Origin of the sequence: Bradyrhizobium campsiandrae, from assembly GCF_014529705.1 — a bacterium.
Classification (GTDB): domain Bacteria; phylum Pseudomonadota; class Alphaproteobacteria; order Rhizobiales; family Xanthobacteraceae; genus Bradyrhizobium; species Bradyrhizobium campsiandrae.
In genome coordinates this window covers 1-25027 of sequence record NZ_JAANIH010000023.1, presented here as the reverse complement: position 1 = coordinate 25027, position 25027 = coordinate 1, and the positions used below count along the sequence as shown (strand labels likewise).

15 protein-coding genes are annotated in these 25027 nt (G+C 62.4%); 8 read left to right on the top strand and 7 right to left on the bottom strand.

Annotated features, from left to right (window positions below; genetic code table 11):
• Positions 1-42: 42 nt before the first annotated feature.
• From G8O24_RS18485 to G8O24_RS18475, 3 genes are all read right to left on the bottom strand, one after another.
• Positions 43-399 carry a helix-turn-helix domain-containing protein gene (locus G8O24_RS18485; protein WP_188101710.1) on the bottom strand — a complete coding sequence of 119 codons (357 nt, stop codon included), beginning with the start codon at positions 397-399 and terminating at the stop codon, positions 43-45.
• A 216-nt stretch (positions 400-615) separates the two neighbouring features.
• Entirely contained in the window at positions 616-2070 is a 1455-nt protein-coding gene (locus G8O24_RS18480) for an exopolysaccharide biosynthesis polyprenyl glycosylphosphotransferase (RefSeq protein ID WP_188101709.1), read from the bottom strand.
• 113 nt (positions 2071-2183) lie between these two features.
• The gene (locus tag G8O24_RS18475; protein ID WP_188101707.1) at positions 2184-3140 is read right to left on the bottom strand and encodes a class I SAM-dependent methyltransferase; all 957 of its coding nucleotides are present in this window, start codon (positions 3138-3140) and stop codon (positions 2184-2186) included.
• Positions 3141-3371: 231 nt separating this feature from the next.
• Here G8O24_RS18475 and G8O24_RS18470 point away from each other — a divergent pair, with 231 nt between their 5' ends.
• The 3 genes from G8O24_RS18470 to G8O24_RS18460 all read left to right on the top strand — a co-directional run bounded on the left by G8O24_RS18470 (position 3372) and on the right by G8O24_RS18460 (position 6931).
• On the top strand, positions 3372-4679 hold the full coding sequence (locus G8O24_RS18470) for an O-antigen ligase family protein (protein WP_188101705.1): 1308 nt from the start codon (positions 3372-3374) through the stop codon (positions 4677-4679).
• A gap of 26 nt (positions 4680-4705) precedes the next feature.
• Positions 4706-5827 carry a glycosyltransferase gene (locus G8O24_RS18465; protein WP_188101703.1) on the top strand — a complete coding sequence of 374 codons (1122 nt, stop codon included), beginning with the start codon at positions 4706-4708 and terminating at the stop codon, positions 5825-5827.
• A gap of 189 nt (positions 5828-6016) precedes the next feature.
• Complete coding sequence (locus G8O24_RS18460; RefSeq protein WP_188101701.1) at positions 6017-6931, top strand: glycosyltransferase family 2 protein; 915 nt, start codon at positions 6017-6019, stop codon at positions 6929-6931.
• 210 nt (positions 6932-7141) lie between these two features.
• Here the strand turns inward: G8O24_RS18460 and G8O24_RS18455 are convergent, their stop codons facing one another.
• Positions 7142-8713: a substrate-binding domain-containing protein gene (locus G8O24_RS18455; RefSeq protein ID WP_188101699.1), complete on the bottom strand. Its 1572-nt coding sequence runs from the start codon at positions 8711-8713 to the stop codon at positions 7142-7144.
• 358 nt (positions 8714-9071) lie between these two features.
• The gene (locus G8O24_RS44355) at positions 9072-9857 is read right to left on the bottom strand and encodes a peptidylprolyl isomerase (RefSeq protein WP_188101697.1); all 786 of its coding nucleotides are present in this window, start codon (positions 9855-9857) and stop codon (positions 9072-9074) included.
• Between G8O24_RS44355 and G8O24_RS18445 the strand changes: the two genes are divergently transcribed.
• Entirely contained in the window at positions 9841-12459 is a 2619-nt protein-coding gene (locus G8O24_RS18445; RefSeq protein WP_188101695.1) for a glycosyl hydrolase family 28-related protein, read from the top strand. The two genes, G8O24_RS44355 and G8O24_RS18445, sit on opposite strands and share 17 nt — an antisense overlap.
• An 18-nt stretch (positions 12460-12477) precedes the next feature.
• Here the strand turns inward: G8O24_RS18445 and G8O24_RS18440 are convergent, their stop codons facing one another.
• Positions 12478-13818, bottom strand: coding sequence for a polysaccharide biosynthesis protein (locus tag G8O24_RS18440; RefSeq protein WP_188101693.1), 1341 nt, complete (start codon positions 13816-13818; stop codon positions 12478-12480).
• A 281-nt stretch (positions 13819-14099) separates the two neighbouring features.
• Here G8O24_RS18440 and G8O24_RS18435 point away from each other — a divergent pair, with 281 nt between their 5' ends.
• The 4 genes from G8O24_RS18435 (at position 14100) to G8O24_RS18420 (ending at position 18561) form a co-directional block, all read left to right on the top strand.
• Positions 14100-15086 (top strand): NAD-dependent epimerase/dehydratase family protein, encoded by a 987-nt coding sequence (locus G8O24_RS18435; protein ID WP_188101691.1) that lies wholly within the window; start codon positions 14100-14102, stop codon positions 15084-15086.
• Positions 15087-15130: 44 nt separating this feature from the next.
• Positions 15131-16336: a glycosyltransferase family 4 protein gene (locus G8O24_RS45610; protein WP_188101689.1), complete on the top strand. Its 1206-nt coding sequence runs from the start codon at positions 15131-15133 to the stop codon at positions 16334-16336.
• 27 nt (positions 16337-16363) lie between these two features.
• Positions 16364-17662, top strand: coding sequence for an acyltransferase family protein (locus G8O24_RS18425; RefSeq protein WP_188101688.1), 1299 nt, complete (start codon positions 16364-16366; stop codon positions 17660-17662).
• Positions 17663-17823: 161 nt separating this feature from the next.
• Positions 17824-18561 (top strand): FkbM family methyltransferase, encoded by a 738-nt coding sequence (locus G8O24_RS18420; protein ID WP_188101686.1) that lies wholly within the window; start codon positions 17824-17826, stop codon positions 18559-18561.
• A 118-nt stretch (positions 18562-18679) separates the two neighbouring features.
• On the opposite strand, the gene G8O24_RS18415 is transcribed toward G8O24_RS18420, so the two are convergent.
• Positions 18680-24982, bottom strand: a complete 6303-nt coding sequence (locus G8O24_RS18415; RefSeq protein ID WP_210324907.1) for a filamentous hemagglutinin family protein — start codon at positions 24980-24982, stop codon at positions 18680-18682.
• Between the last annotated feature and the right edge of the window lie 45 nt (positions 24983-25027).

Here is a 25027-nt window from a genome sequence, read left to right as displayed (position 1 = left end):
CGCCTCTTCGAGATCATCGCGAGCGTGTGAGGCGCAAAATATCTAGGTGTTGTCCGGGCGTCGCAGGCGCTTTGCCTGGCCGTCCCGCAAGGCGTCCTCGAGCTTCAGCTTCTCAAGTAGCATGTCGGTCACCAGCCGACGCAATTGCGCATTCTCGAATTCCAGACGCCGAATTGCGTCCCCCGACTGCGATCCGCCGGCGACACGCGACTCATCGGCCGACGATGCCACGGGAGCAAAATCCTCGGAATTGACCATCTTCTTCCAGCGATGATAAGTCATGATGCTGACACCGAGCGCCTTCGAAATCTCGCGCTGGGTCTTGCCTCTTGCGGCGAGATCGTTGGCCTGAGCCAGCTTCGCCGCAATTTCTTCCGAGGCATGTCTCTTGCCGACCATATCTCGCTCCGGCCCGAATCCCACCCTGCCAGTCCCAAGGACCTTGTAAGCGCAAATCCCTAATCTTTTCAATAGCCGCAAGGATCGCTGCCGACGATACCGGGCCGACACGGGACCCTGTCGGCACGTTGTCAAGCGCGATCACGCTAAGCCCGATAACAGCGCGGCTCAAATTAACGGTCGTTAACACGCGCAGATCGGCCGGAAAAATCGACTTCAATAAGCGTTCCTGCGCCGCACAAGTTCGAATGCGGTCGCGAAAATAATCCATAAGTCCAGCAGTAACGTCCAATTATCAATATACCACAGATCCAGCATGATCCTGCGTTCCATCAATGCGAGCTCGGCCGTTTCCCCGCGAAAGCCCTGCACCTGGGCCCAACCGGTCATTCCCGGCTTGACGTGATGGCGGTAGGCATAGTTGGCGATGACTTGGCCGTATTGGTCGTCATGCGCCAATGCGTGCGGGCGCGGCCCGACAAATGACATATGTCCGCGCAGGACATTCCAGAGTTGCGGCAGCTCATCGATGCTGCTCCGACGAAGCACGCGACCGACGCTGGTGATACGAGGGTCCGACTTTGTCGCTTGGGCAACATCGGGTCCATCCTCCAGCACCTTCATCGTGCGCAATTTGTAGATCACGAACGGCTTGCCGTTGAAGCCGGCTCGTCGCTGACGGAAGATGATCGGCCCCTTGGAATTCAACCCGACGGCGATTCCGGCCATCAACAGGATGGGAGACAGCAAGACCAAAGCGGTTGCCGCCACCGTCAGATCCAGCATGCGCTTCATGACTCGTTCGGCTCTCGTCAGGGGCGCACGTTGCAGATCGAGCACGTAGAGGCGCCGCGACACGGCCGTCTGGCCATCCAGCAGCCTCGAGAGCGATGAGTCGGGTAGCAGATGGACCGGTAACGGCAACACCCGCAAGGCCGCGAGCGCATGCTGGATATGGCGCGGGCGCGACCACGGCAGCGCAAGAACCACCTCCTCGACCGCCGCGCTGCGCAGCCAGGTCACGATCTCATCTCGCATGATCTCCGGAATTTCGCACGAGCCATCCGACGGCAAGCTGAAGCGCCGGACCTCATCCCAACCAAACCGGGTCAGAAGCTCGCTCTTCGACATCAGTGCCAATTCGTCCTTGGTGCCGATGACGGCCGCGCGCGGGCCTCGAACCAACTCGCGACGAAGCGCAGCGAGAAGACAGCGCTTGACCATGCGACGCGACGGCGGAAGGGAGATGCCGCCAAGACCGAACAGCACGCCCAATTGGCCAAGCAAGGCCCGATCGCCGGCTCTGAACAGGATGACCGTCATCGCCAGGGCAAGCGCGACGAGGCACCAGCTGCCCCAGATCTGTTCGCGTTCATGCCCGCCCTTCAGTAGCTCGCCCGTCCGGTAGAGACCGCCCCCGTGCGCGGCCAGCGCGTAGGCCAGGCCAGCACCCAAACCCAAGGCCGCGTGCATCGATGCATCGCCACCGCCGCCGCCACCATCGAGCACGACTTTGTAAAGCCACCCACCGAGGAGGCCGGCGCCGGCGACGGTCAGGATATCGATCAGGGCACAAATGGATTCGACGGCTTCCAGACGGACGTGAAAACGCGTCCCAGCGAGTCCGCGCGTGAATGCATTCGTCTCACGAGAGTTCACAACGTCCGTCATGGCAAATTCGGCTCTCAGACGCGTCCGATGTCGCCACGGAGACAATCACATAATCATGATATATTATTAACATAATGGAGCCGCTGAGGCCGCCGCCGACCGGCGCCACGGCTCTAAGATCGCGGCGCCTTCTTACGGAGAACGAAACGCACCTTGTTCGAAAACAGTTCATCCTCGTCGTAGGATGCGAGCCTCTGGCGGCGCTCATCGGTCAAATGCTGGCGACCCAGGTCGCCGCGGACCCGTTCTTCCCGAACGATGTCGAAACGGCTGCTGAACAAGTCCCGAAATTCCCGCCGCGTCACCTTGTTCAGGAAAGTATCACCGGGGCTGTTCTCACCCGTCAGATGGCCCCAGGCGGGGCCACGCGAACGATCCTCGCGGTCGACGCGATGCGGGTACCAATCCAGGTCGTGACCGCCGGCGATTCCCGTGAAGATCATCGGCGCGATGACGGCAATCGCATGATCCTCCATGGCGTCTGCCATAAGCGATATCACCTGCGGCAATGCCTGCCGCGGAATGTGTTCGAAAACGTCCTCGGAATAGATGAAGTCGAACCGCTCGCCCGCCCGTCTCCAGGCGGACGCGTCGGCGAGATCACCGGTGACCAGGGCGCTGGCGTCGAGCGTCAGCTGCCTGCCATATCGGTGACTGACGAACCGCGCGAGATTCCGGTACTCGGATCCATCAAAGATCGTCCTGCGCACCAACGATTTGATGGCGCGGAGCGAGCCATTCGATCGGAAGAGCGCGGCTACGCTCACGGCATTGAGACGGTACAGCGGCTGGTCCAGATCGATACCGCGAGCATCATATCCGAGAGACTGCAGCAAGATCAGGCGAAGCGGGCGCTGCCCGAAGCCGAGTTCCAGGATGCGTGCGTCGCGCAGTTCGCCGCCCCCTTCCCGGCCATAAGTCTCCTCATAGAATTTGAGGTCGAGCGCCAGGCCACCGAGATCTTCCGGCCGGAACAATCTCGATACATACATCGACGCCACGCCGCACAGATAGGCCCAGCGCTGGACGACAGCGCTCTCTTGGCTGTGGGAATATGATCGTTGCGGCACGCAGGACTGATCTTTCGTTTTCGTCGCCCGGAGCGCCTGGCAAGCCGGTTAAGCCGGCGCCTCACGACGTAATGATATGTTATATCGGCTCCGACTAACAGAAATGTGAAATTGCGTGGCGGAGACGAGCTGCGCACGGAATCCTTGATTTGCGCAGCCGATATCCAGATTGTATCTTCGATTTTCGGATCACGACGCCCCGCGGTGTCAGCAACGATGCCGGCGAGACACATGAGCAGCACAGTCGAGCTTCCCGCGCAGCAGGCGGTCTCGCAGCGACGCGACGACTGGCGCGACGGGCTTCTGATGGTCGCGCTGTGGGTCTGGTACGCCTTGCTGAGCTTCCCGATCGCCACGGTCGATGCTTTCGAAATCGTCAGCAACCAGGTGCTGATCTACCAGGGCGCGGGACTGCTCCTGTTCGTTGCTGCCGCAATGATCCTCGCGCCCATGCGCGCCGCCGAAGCCCTCGGCCGTCTTACGCCGGCGCAGCTGGCGATCGTCGTGATCATCCTGGCGTCCCTGGCCCTGCAATTTCACGGGCCCGAGACCGCGGTTCTCGAAGGCACTGCCTATACCCTGGCCCTGCTGCTCGTAGCGGCGTGCCTTTCCGGACTCTGGACCATGCCCCCCGATGCCCTGGCAAACTGCCTCGGCGGAATCGGCATTGTGCTCGTCGCCTTCGGCGTCTTCTCCATCGCCGTTTTCGGCTGGCCTCAAGGACGCATGGTGGGCGGCATCCACCCGAATGCGTTCGGCGGAATCATGCTTGCGGCATTTGTGACATCGCAGTTCCGCCGGGGATATCCGATGATGGCCGTGAAGGCTGTCTCGCTGGTCCTGGCTGCGGCGGTGAGCTCGCGCTTCGCCGTGATCGGATGCATCCTAGCCTACCTCATCTTCGAACTCAGCGCGCGGCCGTTCGGGTCCCGCACGGCGTTGATGGGTGTCGCTATCGTCACCTGCCTGATCCTGGTTGCGACTGTATTCAAGGATGTCCTTGCTCTCGACGATCCCTCCCGAAATCTCGATTCCGGCTTTACCGGCCGGGACGATCAATGGGCCCGCGCGCTGGAGGCGATCTCCGAAGCTCCCTTTGGTCTCGGATTCAAGCGGCCCCCCGTCGAGGATGCAGGCCACAACGGTTATCTGCGCTGGCTGCTCGAGTTCGGCGTCCTCGGTGGAAGCCTTGCGATCGCCGCAACTCTCGCCATCACGCTCAGCGCGATCGTCGAAATCTTCCGCATGCCGGACACGGTGCCTGATCTGCGTCGCCTCGGCGCGGCGCGCGCGGCCGGGCTCGTGGCCGTCACGTTCGCGTCGTTCTTTCAGCCGCAATTGTTCAATCTCGGCGACGTCCACGGCGTCACCGTCATCCTGATGCTGTTCTCGTTGAGGATCGGCTCGCGAAGCTCCGGCGAGGGGCCGTTCGTCCCGGCCGCCAGGCGTCCGAGCCAGACTATCAAGGACACCACATCGCCGTCGGCACAAGATAACATCATCAAACTATCACACGTTCCCATTAGACAGCCCTGCTAGCTCATGGGGACACGGGTTCAGGTTTCATGCGGGTTCTGCGGGTGTTGGACAGTCTCGATCCGGCAACCGGCGGGCCCCCCAGCGTCTTCAGTGCGGCCGTCGTCTCGACCGCCGCGGCGGGCGCCACGATCGAGTGCCTGACCCTTCGTCCGACCAACGCCGATGTCACGACCTTTCCCGACCACCAGCGGCTCGTCGCCAACGGCATCAAGGTGCATGTGGCCCGCGACTTTCTCGCCGCCTGTGCGTTGATCTACCGACGCGCGAGGGATTTCGACGTCATCCATGTCGACGGCTGCTGGGTGCCAATCAGCATCGTCGCGGTGCTGATCGCCAAGATCAGAGGGCGATGCAGCGTCGTGACGCCGCACGAGACGCTGACATTCGAAGAGCGCCGCAGAACAAGGTCTCGCGTCCGCGGCCTTATCAAGCAGGCCCTCACCCGCTATTATCTGGTGCTGGCAGGCTGCATCGTTCATTCGTCCGGTTTGGAGCAGCGGGACTCGCCGCCTCATCGCAACTCCATCGTGATTCCGCATCCGGTTTTCGACGGCGCGGCTCCCGTTTCGGTCCGCTCCGGCCTTGTCGCGCCGCCGGAAATCCAGCTCGGCTACCTCGGGCGGTTTCACGCCAAGAAGAACCTCGAGAACATCGTTGGCGCGGGCGCCCGGACCGGCGGCGTGCGACTGCACCTCGCAGGAAGCGGACCTGATGCCTATGAGCGAGCCCTGAAGTCGCTCGCGGACGGCAGCGACAATTTGCACTGGCTCGGCTTCCTGAAGAAAGAGCGGCGGGAGAAGTTCTTCCGCGACATCGACTTTCTGGTGCTTGCGTCGGAATATGAGTGCTTCGGAATGGCGGCGGCGGAAGCCATGGTCCGCGGCATTCCCGTCATCGTCACCGAGAGGGTCGGCGTGACCGACGACGTCAGGGCGACCGGCTGCGGATTGGTCGTTGCGGTCGGGACCGAGCCGCTGATGGAAGCGTTCGAATGGTGCACGGGCCTGACTGCCGAGCAATACGGCGCGCTACAATCCAAGGCGCTGGTCGCGGCCGCCAGATACTCATACGCGGCGCACGGCCGATCGCAGGTCGGCGCCTATCGTCGCATGCTCGAGCTTCGGCAGCCCCGGCGACCGGTTAGGTAGATATGTTACATTGGGCGAACATGATATGATACATCGCAACGCAGCCGGCCGACATGGCGCGCTGTCCTTCGAACCATCGACGGTGATCCGGATGCTGCGCCCAGCCCGGAACGCTGCCGGGTCGCGCGCGCATGGCAGGGCGCAAGCTTCCGGTCACCGGCCGGCGCGGGTTGGAAAGGCCCCCTTGTCATGTCTCTCGCGGTAGTCATTCTGACATTCAACGAGGAACGGCATATCGGCCGGGCACTCAGCTCGGTTGCTGATTTTGCGAGCGAGCTGTTCGTGATCGACAGCTTCTCCACCGATCGGACGGTGGAGATCGCCAAGGCTCACGGCGCCGTAGTGATCCAGCATCCTTTCATCAACTACGCCAAGCAGTTTCAATGGGCTCTGGACAACGCCCCAATCGCGGCGGACTGGATCATGCGGCTCGATGCGGACGAGGTCATCGAACCGGACCTGGCGGAGCGCCTGCGCACCGACCTGCCCGCCCTGCCGAAACACGTCGTCGGCATCAACCTCAAGCGCAAGCACATCTTCCTGGGCCGATGGATCCGCCACGGCGGACGCTATCCGCTCGTGCTGCTGCGGATCTGGCGGCGCGGCCACGGTCGTATCGAGGATCGCTGGATGGACGAACACATGATCTTGTCAGGCGGCCAGACAGTGACCATCGAAGGCGGCTTTGCCGACCACAATCTCAAGGACCTGACGTTCTTCACCGACAAGCACAACAAATACGCGACGCGCGAGGCGATCGACGTGATCAACCAGCGCCGCGGCCTGTTTCGGCGCGACGTGGATCTCGTCGCGGAAGAAGGATCGCGGCAGGCCGCGCTGACGCGCTGGATCAAGGAGAAGCTCTACAACCGCATCCCTTATCAGATCAGCACGCCGGCCTATCTGTTCTATCGCATGGTGTTCCGCCTCGGATTCCTCGACGGCAAGGAAGGCATCCTGTACCACTGCCTGCAAGGATTTTGGTATCGGCTGCTGGTCGGCGCGAAGATCGACGAACTCGAGCGGGCCCTGGAGGGGATCGAGGATCCCGCAGCCATGCGAGCGGAAATTCAACGCCGCACCGGGTTCGCGCTGGATGTTTGAGGTCTGTCGCGCGCGGTCCTGACAGAAGCGGGATTGACCGATATTCGCGGGCGCCGCTGAACATCTCGAGCCTCACCGCGCGCGATCGAAGACCGCGCTCGAACTTCAAATCCGCCGAGCGCAATCTTCACCCCTCGTCCAAAATGAAATGTGCACCCGGAAGGACCGGGTGCACATCCATGCTCGAGACGTGATGGAAGGTCGGACGACTTACTTCGCGCCGACCTTGCCCGTGCAGGCACCGGTCGCGTCGTTCAGCGGACGGAGGTTGTCGTCGCTGAGCAGCGCGTAGACTTCGTTCAGCCAGACGCCGGGAACCTGGGCAAAGCCGTTGGATTCGATGATGGCCTTGTAGCCGCCGGTGCCGTAGAGGGTGTACACGAACTCGAGCAGCTGCACCGGGATGTTGTTGCCGGTGTTGTAGCACTGGTACAGTTCGAGCCAGGAGAAGCCGGCGATCGGGTAAGCCGCCTTCAGAACCGGGTTCGGCACGACGCCCTGCAAGCTCCACGCGAGCGGGTTGCCGCGCGTGGTGCTGTCGAACACCGGCGTGACCGAGCTCATGGCAGCGGTCGTCGCGGCGACGGTCGGAGCCACGAAGGTCGGGGTGCCGGTGGAGTTGGTGCTGACGTCGAACTCGTTCTGCAGGTTGGCGGCCTTCGGACCGGTTGCGGTGATCGGCTTGGCGAAGTCAGGCGACACGTAGCCGATGGCGCCCGGAGTCGACTGGACCTTGTTGACCAGCGACTGGCTGCCGTTCGCACCGGAGTTGGTGAACGCCGCCCCGGCCGGAGTCGGGTTCGCGTTCGAGCAGACGGTGGTGAACTGATCAGGCCAGTTGACGGTGTTGGCGCCGCGCGGCAGAGCCGGGCAAGTCGTCTGGTCACCCCACGGGAAGGCGTAGGAGACGGTCACCGGAGGGGTCGATTCATCCGGGCCGGTGACGGCGCGGCACTGCTCCTGCAGCGCGTTGGTCAGCAGGAAGGTCGTGCCGCTGCCATCGAAGCGATGCACGACGGTGATCTGCCCGTTGCCCATCGCGACGCCGCCGTTCAGCGAGGTCAGAAGCGGGTTATTCCACTTCGTGATCTTGCCGGCGAAGATGCCACACACCGCCTGACGGCTGAGGTTGATCGCGCTGCTCGAGCCGGTCACGGCGCTGCCGTGTTCCGCCAGGTTGGTGCCCGTGGCATCCTGGCCGTTGAGGATGATGGCGACCGAGCCGGCAACCGCCGGAATCTGGATGAGATTGCCGAACTTGCTGCCAGGACCGCCCGTAGCATTCCAGGCTGTCTGGTCGGCCAAGTTCCAGACGTCGTCGCTGCCGGAATAGTGATAGCCGAATGCCGGATTGTAGGGATAGGTCGGGATCACGCTCGAGGTGTAGGGAATCGAGGTGGTGATCGGACTCGTCAGCGTGGCGTTTGAGTTCGACTTGATCGCGGCCTTGCCGTTGCCGGAGCCGGTCGGAGCATAATAGAACCAGAGATAGTTGCGGCTGGCGGTGCCGAACGGAGCCGACGGGCAGTTCGGGTTGATGTCGTACCAGCCCGGACCGGTCGTGTTGCCGTACCCGAGCGGATGGAAGTTGCAGTCCTGCAGCTCGCGATACACGATCGACGGGAAGGTCGCGCCGCCGCCGATGATGTTGATCGAGAAACCGGGATTCGTGTACGGGTCAGGCGAACCGGCGGGGTGGCTGCTGCCGGCGGCGAACGCCGAGGTCGACCCAAGGCACGCCAGGGCGGCCGAGGCCATGAGCAGACGAGTCATAGTTTTCATTACGATCTCCTGAGCAAAAAGCGTTCGATGAACTCGACGCGTTCCCGAGCCAAGCGTCGTTGCGCTTCGGGTGCCGGCACCATAGAGACGATATGTGATAACCATGTTTTGATTTTGTGATTTATGTTATTGTGAACGTTACTCACCGCAACCCGAGCGCGCCGGCGCCAATCACCAGCAATCGATTGCGCCATCAATCGGATACGCCATCAATCGGAGAGCGAACGGCGAAGAATTTCCGGGCGCAGGAAAATTGTCGAGCGCCGGATCGGCAAGTCGCGCCGCTTCTCGTTTCCATGGGCGAACACATCTCGTGACGAGCAGGCGCACCCTATCGCGCCAGCTCGTCGCCAACGAATTATCGCGTCGGCGCGGCTTGCCCTGACGCCGTTTCGTCGAAGCGCTGGATACGTGCCTCCGCGCGCAGCTTCTCGATCAGATCTGACTGCGCCTGCTGGGCCATCTGATCACGCAGACGGTCGCTGATTTGATCGAAATCAGGGATGCTGGGCGCGCGCGTATCCACAACTTTCACAAGATGCCAGCCGACCTTTGTCTTGATCGGTTCCGACACCTTGTCGTTTTCCAGCAGCGGAATGACTTCGGCGAACTCCTTGCCGAGGCCGTTCAGTGCGACATAGCCCCGATTGCCGCCATTCGCCTTGGTGCTCGGATCGTCCGACAACTCCCGCGCGACCGCTTCGAAAGCTTCGCCGTTCGCGATGCGTTGACGCGCGTTTCTCACCTTTTCCTCTGCGGCCTTTGCAGCAGATTCGCCTCCAGCACCCTGGAACAGAAAATCGAGGACGAAGATGTGATACTGCCGATCGGTCGACATCTTGGCGATCAACTCGTCGTATTTCTTGCGAACGGCCCGATCGTCGGCGACTGCATCGCGACCGGCGATCCTGATCACCTGTTCGGAGATGACGCGGTTGCGGACGAACTCGAGCCGGGTGCGAATCTCCGCTTCATCCAGCGCGCTCTTGTCCGCAGCCGACGCAACCATGAGCGTGTTGATCAGATATTTGATGACCTCGTCGCGGCGCCCTTCCTGCTGAGGCCCCAGGTTGCGTCCCATTTCCTTGTCTGCGGCACGGACGTCGCTCTCGCGAATCTCGATGCCGTTGACGCGGGCGATCACGGGATCGCCGGACTGTTCGGCCGATTGCAGCGCGCCGGGAGCAGAAACACACAAAGAGACCGCCAGAGCCGTGGACATGACGAGCCGCTTCAAGACGAGACGATGCATGTTGCTGGTTTCCCTTCAGAGTCCTGCATTCTGGGCGAAAGCCCGTCCGATATGTTATGATAATATAACTCGGCGCGCCCTTAGACTAGACGGATGTAACACATCAATGATCATACGCGGACAAATCGATGACGCGCTCTTTACGCCCCACGCGCCTGTCAAAATCCGACAAGGTTGTCCTGCTATCCGTGTTGCTGAGGGGAACCGGAAAACTCCGCGCCCAGTGCGGCTCCGGAGCGCACCGGCAACGGCAATCAGGAGATCACAGCTGGTGCGTTCGGCAATCTTGAAACCGATGCTCTCGCTCGGACTTGCGAGCGTGATCGCCTGCCTGTCGATCGCACAGGGGGCCGCACAGCCGGCGATATTCTGGTTCAATGACCCCGTCGGTCCCGACGATACCGTCCTCGTCACCGGCGCCGAGCTGGGCGATGTGACGCAAGTGACGGTCGGCCGCATTCCGGATCGCGAGTCAGGTGGTGTCGATACATCGATGCTGACCGTGCCGGTCCTGCAGGTTTCGCCGCAATCCCTGAAATTCACCGTTCCGCGCGAATTCGAGAGGGGAATCTATCAGTTCACCCTGACCGCTTCGCGAAAGACACTCTCCGGCCGCCTCAATCTGCCCAATGTCTATTGGGTTCAGGGATCGCTGGGAGACGCGGTCACTCCGGACGGATCGATCCAGCTATTCGGGCGCAATATCGTTCGTCGCGCCGAACATGCGAGCCTTGACTTGACGCCGGTGAGCGGAGCCGCGACGATCGCTGCAACGTTCGAGGGGGGCGACAGTTGGCGCGGCAGGTTCTCGCTGCCGGCGAATATATCTCCCGGCACCTATCGGCTTCGCCTTTCCAACGGCGCCGGCGGAGAGCACGAGCGGGTCGACGCCGGGACCATCGAAGTCAAACGCAGCCCGGCAGTGACCGCGCAGGAGTTCGACGTGCGCGCCTATGGCGCCAACGGGGACGGGGCTGCAAACAGCACACGCGGCATCGTAAACGCGATTGCGGCAGCCGAGCGAGCCGGCGGCGGCACCGTGTATTTTCCCCGCGGGCGCTACATCGTGATCGAAGGGTTGGTCATACCGCCCAATGTCAACCTCAGGGGCGAAGCAACGGACCTTGTCAACCTCGTCTGGCCGGATTTCGCCAGCCCGCCCGAGGCACTGATCCGCGGCACCAGCCGTTTCTCAATCGAAGATATGACGCTTTATGCATCCAATCATCGTCACGTCATCGCCGGAGGTTTTCTCGACGGGGACCGACCGGCGCCCGATGCATCGGACATTAGGATCAGGCGCGTACGTATCCGCGCCTCTGCCTTTCGCGGGCCGTTCGACCTCGAGGCGACCTTCCGCCGCATGTCAGACATCAACCGCCAGTTCCCCTACTCCGGCCCCGATACGATCAGATTGAGCGGCGACCGGCTGGAGCTGTCGGATTGCGACGTGGCGGGCACCGGACGCTCGCTTTATCTGTTCAAGGCCAGCAATGCGGTCGTCGCCCGCAATATCCTCGTCAACGGACGTTTCGGGTGGTATTCGATCACGGGCTCCAGCCGCGTGGTGTTCGAAGACAATCAGGTCACCGCCGGCGACCTCCAGGGTAACGGTGGCGGCATCAACACCTTGTCCAACGCGGTCAGCGCCTCTGAAAACGTCTATGTCGGCCATAACAGCTTCAAAGGCATTTACGGACTGGACCGCGAGGCGATGACCACGGACGGCCCGGGAGGATATTATTATGGACATGCGAAAACAGGGGGAGCGCAGCAAGTCCTGCTGCGCGATCCGCCTGTCCAATATCCCGTCAGTTCTGATTGGACCGGCGCAGCGCTCCTGGTCGTCGACGGCACGGGCGCCGGAGAGGCCGCCCGCGTTGCGAAATTCGAACGAGACCCGACATCCTCGCAGATCGGGCTCCGTCTCGACCGCACGCTGCAGGTCGCGCTCGATGCCACGTCGACCATCACGGTGGTCCAGGCGCGCCAGAACTATCTCGTCGTCGGCAATCAATTCGAGGACTGCGGGGTCGCGGCGCAAAGCTATGGGACCGGCCTGAACCACGTCATTGCCGACAATACCTCACATCGAACCGGAGGGTTCTTTGCGATCGGTCTGTTCTACAACCACTTCCAGCCAAGCTGGCAGGTGCAGTTGCTGAACAACCGCATCGTCGAAGGCAACATCTATCGTGCCGGCGCCAGCAGGAGCGTTTTGTCGGAAGAGTCCGCGATCGGCGTGCATGCCTATCGCACCGACATCAAGCCAGGATCGCCGCCTCTCGTGCGCGCCATCATCTTGCGAGGCAATCGCCTTGAACAGGACGCTCACATCGAGATCAAGGGCTCGCTTCCAAACGCCCACGGCGTGCGTGACGTCGTCATAGAGGACAATTTCATCGGCGCCTCGCGGGTCGGCCTGACAATCGACGACGGCGTGACTTCCGCGATCGAGCGCCGCAATGTGATCGAGCGCAGGATCGGCAGGTAGCCGGCCGACGCTCGACCATCACCGTGCCTTACGCTGTCGCAGGTGCACATAGAGCAACGCGAGGCTCAGACCGTGTCCCGTCACCTCGCCGGCCAGCAGCGCGTAAATGCCGAACCATCCGATCGCCGCGTAGCTTGCGATCGTCCCGACCAACGTGCTGATCGCGATGGCTTTTGCGCCGGCGACATAGTCACCCATCGCAGCGGTACCCTGCATCATGATCGTCACCATCGAGATAATGACGATCGTAGGCGCATAGGCCATCAACAATTCGGCCGCTCTTGCCAAGTTGTCTTGCGGGATCAGCGGGGCCGCCATGCCGACTACGAACATCGCCGCCGCAAAAAAAATGGCCGTGGCGATCGCCAGCTTCTGGGCCTCGCATAGGGTGCGGAGTCCGGGCGATTCCTCTTGCTTCAGTTTCTGGACGAGGCCAGGAAAATCAACGCGCATGATGAAGCCGACCAGCATCGTCGTGGCGACAACGGCCTGCTTGGCGTAGACGAACAGAGCGGTGCTTTCCGCGCCGAGATAGACGGTGCTCATGACGAGCTGGGCGCGCAGGATCAGCTGACCTGGCACGAACTGCGACACCAGAGCCGCTCCATCCAGAAACGCCTGCCTGACCCCGGATAGGCCAGGTCGCCGAAACCGAATTCGCTGTCCGACGCGCTTCAACGCCACCCACTGCGCAGCGACGGTCAGGACATAGCCAAGCGAGAACGCCGATCCCAGAATGCCACCCGCAACCGGCGGCGGCATGTTCACAGCGAGCACGAGTGCCAACGCGGATGTTGCGAAGGCGAGCGAACCCGTTATCCCGCTCACTCCGCTCAGCCGCCGTCCATCCAGCATCCCGACCGCGTTGCAGGTCCAGACCGCCAGTCCGGGAATGATCGACATCAGATAGTATCGCGAGAACAGGTCGGCGGCGAACCCGAGTGCATAGACGATCGCTCCCGTCGCAAGCGCAAGAGCGATGCCTCCCCGGACGACGACCGTAGCCCAGAATACGGGCCATATCTCTTCGTCGCTCGCATCGTCATCCGCCAGACCGGCAATCCGACGCGCCAGGGTCGTGGTCGAACCGGCATCGATCAGGAAGATGCTCAACATCGCGAACGAAAACAGCGTGCCGAAGCTCGAGAGCAGCTCGAACGCGCCTCGCGCCACCAGCCAAGTCTGGACCACAAAGATCGCGCCCTGCCCGAGTCCATATCCGCCAACGAGTAAGACGACGTTGATCAGCCGCACTCGTTGCGAGCGCCTGCCCGCCGATCGCGCGTCATCGCGGCGGACAACATCGGCCGACAAGCGTTCCGTGCCAGCGCCGGTTTCGGCAACGATCTGTCTGCGCATCGATTCCTCTATCCGCGCCTCGTCGCCCCGCCAGCTTCAATCGCGACGACCACGAGCAGACGCAGCGACCACCGATACCCTCGCCTTGAACGGGGACAACATAACACAGTTATGATGCATCGAAGACAAATCGGTGATTACGCAAAGTATTCGCTGCCGTCCATTTGCAAGCGCGTAGCACACCAAACAAGCTTGCGCTGCCGATGAACTGCATGTTATTTACCATCATGTGAGTTTAACGTTATACATCACATAACGCGAATGAAGTGAGACAGACGATCATGAAGCGTGCTCTTGTCTGCGGCGCCGGCGGTTTTATCGGCAATCATCTCGTCTCACGGCTCAAGCGCGAAGGATACTGGGTGCGCGGCGCGGACCTGAAATATCCAGAATACAGCGCGACCGAAGCCGACGACTTCGCGATCGTCGATCTGCGCGATCCCGCAAGCTGCCGCGCCATCATCGATTGCCGTTTCGACGAGATTTATCAGCTCGCGGCCGACATGGGCGGTGCAGGCTACATTTTCACCGGCGAAAACGATGCACACGTGATGCACAATTCGGCGACGATCAATTTGAACGTGCTCGACGTCGCCAGCAAGCGGAACTGCAAGCGCATTTTCTATTCCTCTTCTGCCTGCATCTACCCGGAACACAACCAGAAGGATCCGAGCGCTCCCGTCACGTCGGAAGCCAGCGCCTACCCGGCCAATCCCGACAGCGAATATGGATGGGAAAAACTGTTTAGCGAGCGCCTCTACCTCGCCTATCATCGCAATCTCGGGATGGATGTCAGGGTCGCCCGCTATCACAACATCTTCGGTCCGCTGGGGACCTGGACCGGCGGCCGCGAAAAGGCGCCGGCGGCGATCTGCCGCAAGGTTGCGGAGGCACGGGACGGCGATACGATCGAGATCTGGGGCGACGGAGAGCAGACCCGATCGTTCCTCTTCATCGACGAATGCATCGAGGGAACCCTCCGCTTGATGCGCTCGAACTTCCTGGGACCGGTGAACATCGGCTCCGAAGAAATGCTGACGATCAACCAGCTTGCCGACATGGCGATGATCATCGCCGGCAAGACACTGCGCAAGCGTCACATCCCCGGGCCGATGGGCGTTCGCGGCAGAAATTCCGACAACCAGCTAATCCGCAGAGTGCTCGGCTGGGAGCCGTCGCAGCCTCTCGTCGTCGGACTGGAACAGACCTATCAATGGATCGACGGCCAGGTGAACGGCAAGAACGAGGTCGACAGCATCGCAGCCTGATCGACCTGAAGGTCTAGGAAGCGGGCATCCGGCGGGGCTGATCGGTGCGTATCTTCGTATGTGACTATTCGGGCCATCCCTTCCAGGTCCAGCTCAGCCGAGAGCTCGCGCGCCGCGGCAATACGGTCGTGCACAGTTACTTCTCCGACTTCCAGACGCCCAAGGGGCGGCTTCAGGTCGAGCCGGGCGACCCGCAAGGTCTGGAGATCGCGCCGCTCTCGTTTGGCAAGCCGTTCAAGAAATACGGCCTCGTCAAGCGGCGCTTTCAGGAGGTCCGGGTCGGAAAGGCGCTCGCCGAACGCATCGCGACGTTCAAGCCGGACGTCGTGATCGGATGCAACCTGCCCATCGATGCGCTGGACAAGGTCGTCGGGTTGTGCGCGCGGAAGGCTTATCCCTTCATTTTCTGGCAGCAGGACATCTACAGCAAGGCAATTCAGGATCTGCTGGGCGCGCGGCTCGGCATCGCCGGCCGCCTGATTGGACGATATTATCAGTTCCTGGAGCGCTGCGCTGCCAATCGCAGCTCTGCCGTGGTCGTCATCGCCGATGATTTTCGCGAGACGCTCGAAAAGGAATTCGGCGTCCGCGGTGACCGCATTCATACGGTCGAGAACTGGGCTCCGCTCGACGAGATCGCGCCGCGGCCGAAATCCAACGAATGGGCCCGCAGCCAGGGCCTGAGCGACTGCGACGTGGTGCTCTATACCGGGACGATCGGCCTGAAGCACGATCCCAAGCTCATTCTGGAAGCGGCGAAGTCCCTGGCCGGTCGTCCGCGCACGCGCATCGTCGTCACCTCCGAAGGACCGCACGCCAGCTGGCTCGCACAGGAGGCCAAGAGCATCCCGGGCGAGCCGCTGCTGGTGCTGCCGTTCCAGGCCTTCGAACATTATTCGGACGTGCTCGGCGCAGCTGACGTCCTGATCGCCGTGCTCGAACGCGACGCCGGCACGTTCTCGGTCCCCTCCAAGGTCCTGAGCTATCTCTGCTCAGGGCGGCCGATCGTGCTAAGTGCGCCGCTCGAAAACCTTGCTGCGCGCATCGTCACCCGAGCCAATGCAGGATATGCGGTCGCGGTCGAAGACATTCCAAGCTTCGTCGGCGCGATCCACGGACTGCTGGACAGCCCGGAAAAGCGGACGACCCTCGGCGCCAACGGACGCGCGTTTGCCGAGAGCACGTTCGATATCGCAAAGATCGCCGATCGGTTCGGCGCGATCATAAGCTCGGTTCAAGCAAGCAACTAGAATGAGCCTCTGAAGACCGGATTGGACATGCCCGGCACGCCGCTCATCATAACCGCCCTCTCGGAGTTGCCACGGCGCCTTGGACGCGTGACGAGCAGCGGGGTCTATGTTCCCCAAATCGACGGCCTGCGGTTCCTCGCCATCATGCCAGTGCTGATCTTCCATGCCGGGCTGCGAGGGGCGAGGATCTCGTCCGATCCGGCCGTCAACGAGGCATTGTTGTCGGCATGGCTTCCGATGGGCGGTCTTGGCGTCTCGCTCTTCTTCTTCATCAGCGGCTACATCATTTCCTACCCGTTTCTCTCGAACAGAGCTCCGCAACTTTCGCACTTCTACAAGCGTCGCCTGCTGCGCCTCGAGCCGCCCTACATCGTGGCGATGCTCGGTTGCTTCCTCGTTCTCAGCCTCTACACCCCGTCGCGCGCCCCGAATTTCGATTACACCCAGGCCCCGCTTTGGCAGAGCCTAGTCGCGAGCCTGACCTACACGCATGGCATCATCTTCGGGCAGAGCCCCAAGCTGAACCCGCCGGCGTGGTCGCTCGAGCGCGAAGTGCAATTCTATCTCATCGCACCCTTCGTCATGTATGCCTATCTTCGGGTCGGAAGCGAGCGCGCACGCATCGTGCTCGGCGCCGCGATCTGCCTTTCGCTCCTGGTCCTCGGCGAGGTGATCAAGAACGAACTCGTCCGTGAAAATCCGCTGCGGCATACGTTGCTGGCCGAAAGCTACGGATTCTTCCTGGGCATTCTTGTCTGTGACTGGTCGATGCGCGTTCGCCCCTTTCAACTGTCCGCCATGCGTCGGTTCGATTTGTGTCTTGTCATCGGCTATGCCGGCCTGCTGATGACCGGCGTATTCGATCCCCGGATCGAAGATCTCAGTGCCCTGAGGCCCGAACCGGCCGTCGCGGCCGGCATCGCCAATTCTTTGGTCCGCGCCGGCTGCATCCTGCTGATCTTCGTCGGAGCTGCGCGCGGCGAGATCGGGCGGCGCATGCTGAGCTGGCCCTGGCTCACGCTCATCGGCGGGGCCTGCTATTCAATCTATCTAGTCCATCTTCCGCTGATGCATTTCGGGGCGGAGATCATTGCTCGGCTGGTACACCTCGACTCCCTGATGCTTTCGACCCTGCTCTGCTGGATGGTTCTCATCCCCGCGAGCATCGTGGCCGGGCTGCTCTTCTACGTCCTCATCGAACGTCCCTGCATGCGCCCCGACTGGCCTCGCGAACTCGCCGACGCCTTTCGTTTCCGCCGCCACCGCCTGCATTCGCCGCCGCTGCCGACCTCGACACACCGGCCCGACCCGACCGCCGCCAGCTGAACCGAAATGCGAAGCGCTGACACGACATCAAACGGTCATGGCGCGCGTGCTACGCGAACGTCTCGTCACTATCGCCGCTCGCAGATGCCCTTGGCACGAGATCGCCGGATCATTGACGCGAGGAGGCCGTCATACATCGCTATCTGAAATATCTCCGCGCGATGTTCAGGCCCGCCTTCTGGCCCGCGCTGCGCCGCCGTGTCATGCCCGCGCTTGAGCACGGCAGGCTGCTTGACGACATCAAGGTCGGCAGCCTGATCGATGTCGGCTCCAATCGCGGCCAGTTCGCCCTGCTGGTGCGCGACCGCTTTCCGAGCGCGCCGATCCACGCGTTCGAACCGCTGCCGGCAGAAGCCGATGTCGTGAAATCCGTGATCGCGGCGCCCCTCATTTGTCACACGCTGGCGCTCGGTGCGTCCGCCGGCGAGGCCACATTCTACGTGACCTCCAAACGCGACAGCTCCTCGCTGTTCAAGCCGGGCGCCGTGCAGACGGCGGCAAGCGGCATCACCCTGACCTCGGCGACCAAGGTGCGCGTCGCGCGCCTGTCGGAAGTCATTGACATCAAGACATTGCCGCGCCCGATTCTGATGAAGATCGACGTGCAGGGCGGCGAACTCGACGTTTTGAAGGGCGCGGAAGACGCGCTGCAGCTGATCGAGGCGATCTATACCGAGGTCTCGTTCGTCACGCTCTATGAAGGCCAGCCCTTGGCGAGCGAGATCACGACCTTCCTCCACGGACGCGGCTTCGAGCTGCGCGGCGTCTACAATCACTTCTTCGCCGCGGGCGTCGGTCCGACCCAGGCGGATTTTCTGTATGTGCGCGGGGCGCCGTCCGATTCCGTCAAGCACCGCACGACAGGATCAGCAGCGAGCCTGCTGCAGGAGCCGGCCTGAGCGGTCGCATCGGCTAACTTCGGAGGCAGGGTCTCACGCATCGTGGCGGGGGGGGATCTGCGTTGTTGCGCGCACAATCCTGCCGCGTGCCATAATCCTGGGCCGGCGGCGGCCAGCGCTATTGCTGGCCATCCTTATCCTTCTTGTCTTCGCTACTGCCCTGCGCGGCCGGAGTCGTGTTCTGGGACGACGCGGCGCCGCCCGCCGCGGCGCCCGAACCATCGCCGCCACCATAACCCACCACCTCGACGATGAAGACCGATGCCGGGTTGCTGTTGCCGCTGGCGGTCGGCGTATCAGACGTTTGGGTCGACTTGGTCGCGCTGTTGCCTGAGGTCGCCGACCCGACACTCTGCACCGAGATGGTCGGAATGCCGGTCGTCGTGCCCTGCACCGAGTTGTTGCTGGCGTTTGCGACGACGGGCGCGACCACGACCAGGTTGCCGGACGAGCGCACACCGGCCGTGCCGAAATCGATGGTGCCGCGCGGCGCCAGAAGATAGGTGTTCGAGGATTTGGCCAGACGGGAGGCTTTCAAGGTCGCGATGCCGGCGCCCGTCACGAACCCGCCGAGATCGACTGATTGGTAGTCGTTGCGATCGAACAGGACCTGGAGCGGCGGCAACGACAGCGTCGTCTTGGAACCGCGTCCAGCGTCGAGATCGCCGTTCGAGCTCCACATCAGGATATCGCCGCCTTGCGTGGTGAGCACGCGGCTCGAATTCACCCGCACGCTCTGGTCCGTGAAAGTGTTGATGGCGCCGCCGCCGAGCGTGAGGATGCCGATGTCGCTCAGCTTGAGTTTGGCGTTCGTCTCACTCGCGAGCGAGCCGACGACGATGTTGCCGCCCGGCCCGAAGATCGAGATGTCACCGCCGAGCTTGGTCTGGATGGTGGAATGGAGGAGATTGAGGTCGCCCGTCTTCACGATCGAACTGCCGTCACTGGACGAATAGCCGAAGCTCGCCGGGAACATGGTCTCGACCGCCTGATAGCCGCGCGGAAGCGCGTCCTTGCCCTGAGTGCTCTGCGCGACGGCCTTGAGCTCGGCGAAAAAGACCTGGTCGAGGAAAACGTGCTGAAGCTGATCCGGCAGGGCCTTGAAGGCCGCGATCGGGTCAGAATCCGCAGGTTTGCCGATCCGCGTCAGAAACGCTCGCAGTTCATCAACATAGTTGTGTGCCACATTGGCGTTGCTTGCAGGATCGACATAGGTCTTGAACACCCCATCGTAATTGATGCCTTTGCTCACGCCGAACATTGCAACGATGTCGGCGCCCTTCGAGCTGAGCAGGTCATTGCGGCGAGCAGACGGGCTGTTGTACGGCCCCAGCAGCGCCGAATTGTACATGCCCGTCGGACCGCCGTTGGAAGTTGGCATGACGAAGGCGTTGCCAACCGGGCTGGTGCTGGAATTGCCGACCGAAGCTATCCCCTGCTGTGCCTGGATTTCCGTCGTCGTGTTGTGGGCTGCAGGTACGAACGGGCCGAGGTCGCCGCCGGCCTGGACGACAAGGAAACCTGGACCGGCAACCTGGATGCCGCCCGCCGCGTTCAAGCCCGTATAGCTGATGTTACCACCGGCAACGATACTGCTGACGTCCGATGAATTGATGTTCTGCACGATCACGTTGAGATCTGTGATGTCTCCGCCAGCGTAGATCGCCGCGGGCCGGTTGATCTCGACGCGAACCAACGCCGTGACCACGTTGTTGTCGTTGACCACGGTGCGCCCGCCGGCGACAATGTTTCCGGTCTGAGCCACAATCCTGGCGATATTGTCGTCGTTCTGATGGGCGAGCACGACGCTACTGGACCCGCCGCCGTAGCTCGGATCTCCGATGTGGGTGCCGTACCAGGCGTTGGGCCGGAATGGATCAAACGCCTTGTCGAGCAGTGCCGGCCCGGCTGAAATATACGGCCTCAGCTGCTTGGCTGGGTCATAGCCAAAGGTCAAGTCGATCGAGCCGCTGGCCAGCAGTTGAAACTCACCGTTTTCCGATCCGCTCAACACCATGCCCGGCTGCGGACTGATTGATGCTGTGTTTGGCAGAGACAAGCCTGTCGTAACAATGTCGCCTCCGAGAGCGATCGCCTCGAAGCTGGCAGGAAACACCGTCGATGTGCTCGAATTAATTCCGGTGGGCGCTATACCGATTGTGACGTTGCCAGCAGTGGATAGCAGGGTTGCGCCGCTCTGCGGACCGTAAGTATCCATATAGACCGCTGTCGTATTTCCGGCCGGATTTGCGGCGCTGCTGGCTTGCTGATGCGAGGCCGCCGGGTTGATCGGGCCGTCGACCGATATCCCCGCTCCCGCCCTTACCTGGATCATTCCAAGGTCAACGGCCAACACAGGCAGATTGTCGACCAGCACGGCGGCCTTGTTGCGGTCTATGCCTGCCCATGCCAGCTTCTCGCTCGTAGCGCCGATCGAGCGGCCCGCCACGACGGCTCCATGGCCGGCTCCTTCATAGAACGATCCTCCGAGGACGTCCCGTCCGGCGCTGACAACCATGTTGCCGCTATCATAGACATGCGTCACCGGCGTATTCGACGCCGACAAGCCGCCGCTGACACGTCCCGTCGTCGGTAACGACACCGAGACGTCGTTGATGTCGCGGCCGGCGACGACGGTCGCGTTGCCGCCGGCGCTCAGGATGCCTTGCTGGAAGCTGCTATATTCAATCCACCACGCGGTCTGCGACGCGATGGCCGATACGCCCGGCGCGAATACGCCCTGACCTCTGAGGCTGACCGAGGCTGCGGCCGCAATGTCGGCCGGTGTCAGCCCGGCGTCCGCGAGCAGCCACTGCTTGTAGAACTGATAACTCGTCTTGGCGGCCAGGCCTCCGGTCGACGGGTCGGTCACGGCGCTGTAGCCGACGATATCATTCTGTGCGGTGACGGCGACGTCCCCGCCCATATGCGGGAAAGCCGCCGCCGTCGGCGGCCCGTACACCGCTCCATCGCTCCCGTACATCAGCAATCTTGGCTCGAGAAAGAGCTGGCTCGGGTCCGCGCTTATATTGCCGATCGCGGTGCCGTTATATTGCGGATCGGGGAGCTTCGCCGTGTTGACGCCGGCCGCATAGATGACGCCGGGCGCGTCCTTGTTCGCAGTCGGGCTCGTCGTGTTGGGATCGCTGAGGAATACATCGTAGGCGGCGCTGACGCTGACACTGCCGGTCCCGGTTCGGACCATCGTCGGCAGGGTGACCGATTTCGTGCTGGTCGCGCCCGCACCGTTGTAAACCGTCTGATTGTACGACGTCTGTCCCGTCATGATGACGCTGGGGGTCCGGGACGTGTTGTCATAGGCCGTCACATATTTCGGATTGTAGATCGTGGTCTCGAGAGACCTGACCGCATTGGGATTGCCACTGGCCAAGTTAGCGCCTGCTGTGATGCGATAGCTCCAGGAGGCGGGATCCGTGACGGTGACGATGGTGGCGTTCGCGGTGCCGCAATTGGCCACACAAACGTTGAGCTGGTTGGGAAACAGGTCGGCTGCCGCCAGATCCGCGGAAGTCGGACTCGAAATGTTGGCGCTCGAGCGATACGGTGCGATCGGCGCGGCAACATTCGCATTGAGATAGTATTGATAGTGCGAGCCAGTCGTGTCGGGATCGATACCGCGAAGCGTATTGTTGTTGATATAGCTGGCCAGCGCCGCGCTGTAGTTTGTGTCGAGATAGTTGGCGAACTGGAAGAATCCGTCGGAGATCGAGCCGCCGATGATGACACTGTTCGTTGCGCGCAGGGTCAGCGCACCGGCTTCGATCGACGTCGTCCCGGTCCCATAATTTGCCGCCATCCGGTAGTCGAATGTGACATAGCTCTGTTGCGTCACATCGGCCGTGTCCTCGACGTGAACATATTTGCTGCCGTTGCCGCCATTGGGCTGCAGATTGTAGGCGGTGCCGGCCGCCAGGTTCCAGTTGCCCTTCACCGTGATGTTGCCGGAATTGATACTGGAATCCGAATTCACCAGCTCGACGCCTGGCCGCACGTGGACGACACCGGCACCGAGCCCTTGGGCCAACGGCGTGACCATCGCAATCAGCTTGCTGAACCCGTAGTCCTGACCGTTCAGGGTCGAACCACCCTGGCTGAAGACCTTGATCGCATCATTGATCTGACCGTGAGCGCCCTCAGGTGCGAACACCGCCGTATCGAGCGCTTTCGTCGAAGCGAAAGCGTTGGTCTGCGTCAGCACGAATGCGCCGGCCGTATTGGTCTTGCCGGTGAGGGACGACGTCTTAGCAACGGCCACGGCCGCGGCGCTGGACGGCGGCGCGCCGGTGTTCAGGAAGGCAACCGACGAAATGTTGGCGAAGGTTTTGCTGCTATTGGCTGCGATTCCGACCACCTTCAGGCCACCTGCGGTCACCACCGCATCCGCAAGCTTGGTGCCGTCGGCCGCAAAAACATGCGCCTGGATGGTGAGGTTGGTGTAGCCGCTGCCGGCGTTCGTGATCTGGATAGTCAGAGCGCCGCTCGCATCGGTGGTCGCGATCCCCTGCGCGCCAAGCCTCGTAACGTTCGAGCCGCCGTTCGTCGGAGTGTCGAATGTCACCTTGAGATTGGACAGGTTCGGGGTCAGCGTCAGCGGCGTGCCGCCCGCGCTCAGTGTCAACGGCGTCACCCCGTCGAGGCCCATGACCGCAATTGCACTCGATAGATCGCCGAAGGAATTGATGTTGACGAGGGGTGGCGCCTTGTAGCCGCTGCCGCCGTTGGTGACGGTGAACTGAAAGCCCGTAACGCCGGTCCAATTCCCCGTCGTGACCAGGTTGCCATTGGCATCATACGCATTGGCCGGATCGATCAGCCCGTCCCAGCCGAGCTTCGAGCCGTCGACACCATAATTGCTCGCCTTGGTGTCGATGGCGAGGAAGCCTTCGATAGCGACTGTGCGCGCGCCCGTGATGTGGACGTTGTTCGGACTGATCGCCGAAAGTTCGCTGCCGTTCGCATCGATCCCGACGATTTTCGCGCCGCCATTGCCGTCGACCGGCGCGCGGAACGTGACGGTGCCGCCGCTCAGGCCGCCCTTCGTGCCGCCAGAGACGTCGATCGTCATGCCGCTCTGCAAGCGGATCTTGCCCTTCGCCGCCCACGGAATCCCGACGGTGACATCGCCGCCCCGCTCGTCGGCATGCGACGTCGACGCATCAATCAGGCTGGTGCCTGCCAGCGTGACCTGGTTCGCGCCGTACAGGCTGACCTGCCCGCCAGCCTGTCCGGTGCCGTCTGCCGTCACCCCGTCATAGCCGCGCGCGTCGATCTTGCCCGCGAGGGTGATCTGGCCGAACTGCGCCGCCGGGTTTGCGTTGTCCCAATTGGTATCGTCGGCAGTGAGCACGACCGTGTGCGCCTTGAGCACGTGCCCGTTCGACAGAACGAGATTGCCGGTTCGGGTGTGGATGTCGATCGCACCGTCGAGGCCACCAGCCAGCAGCCTGTCGGCGAGCGGGTCGAGCCTGACATTCGGATCGAAGGTGCCGGCGAGTTGCAGGCTGTTCGCATCGACCTTGAAGCCGCCGCCGAGACCGTTCCCGCCGCGACCGAGGACCTGGCCCAGCAGAATGGCACGGCCCGCCGTCGTCGAAACCTGGATCTGGCCGCCATAGCCGATGCCGCCCACGGGCTGGGCGACGTCGATGACGCTTTTCTCGCTCGTTGCGACGGTGCCGCCGCCAGCGGCATCCGCAAACAGCACCACCTTGCCGCCTGCTGCGTAAGTCGTGGTGTCTCCGAGCACCTTGGCATAGCCGCCGGCGGCGATGTAGGCGCCGTCAGTCAAGCTCAGGCTCGGGCCGGTCGCCTCGAGCGTCACCGTACCGGCCTGGGCCTGGATCGTGGTGCCGACCGTAATATTGCTCGCGATCACCGCGAGATTGCCGCCGATCTGTGAACTGTCCGTCGGCCGGGAGGCAAGTCCGGTCCGCGCAACGACGTCGGCAAAGCTCACATCGCCTTGCGTGGTCAGCGTGAACGAGCCCGATCCGCTGCCGGTTGCGCTGGCAACGAGCACATTGGGCGTGACGATGCCGAGATTGACCTTGTCGGGATTGGCATCGGTGCCGACGCCGAGCGTCAACTTGCCGGATGCAGCGAGGAGCACCTGGTCGGAGGCCTTCAGCGCGACGCCCGACGCACCGGCGATGGTCTGGGCGCCGCCGCCGAACACGATGTCGACGCTGTCGAAGGCGAGCGATCCGCTAGAAGCTGCTGCAAGGCCCGTCGGCAGCGAAAGGCCGGTGCTGTTGAGCAGCGTAATGCTGCCGACCTCGGTCTTGCCGTCGGCGGCGAGCCAGCGAATCCTGATGTTGACGCCGCTGACGCTGAAATTCGCCGACTTGAAGTCCGTGCCCGGCGCTCCCGATCCCGGGCCGGGCCCCACGCCCGACGGCAAGCTGTCGAGCCTCCCGCTGCCGGGCGGGGGTGCCGGACGGATCAC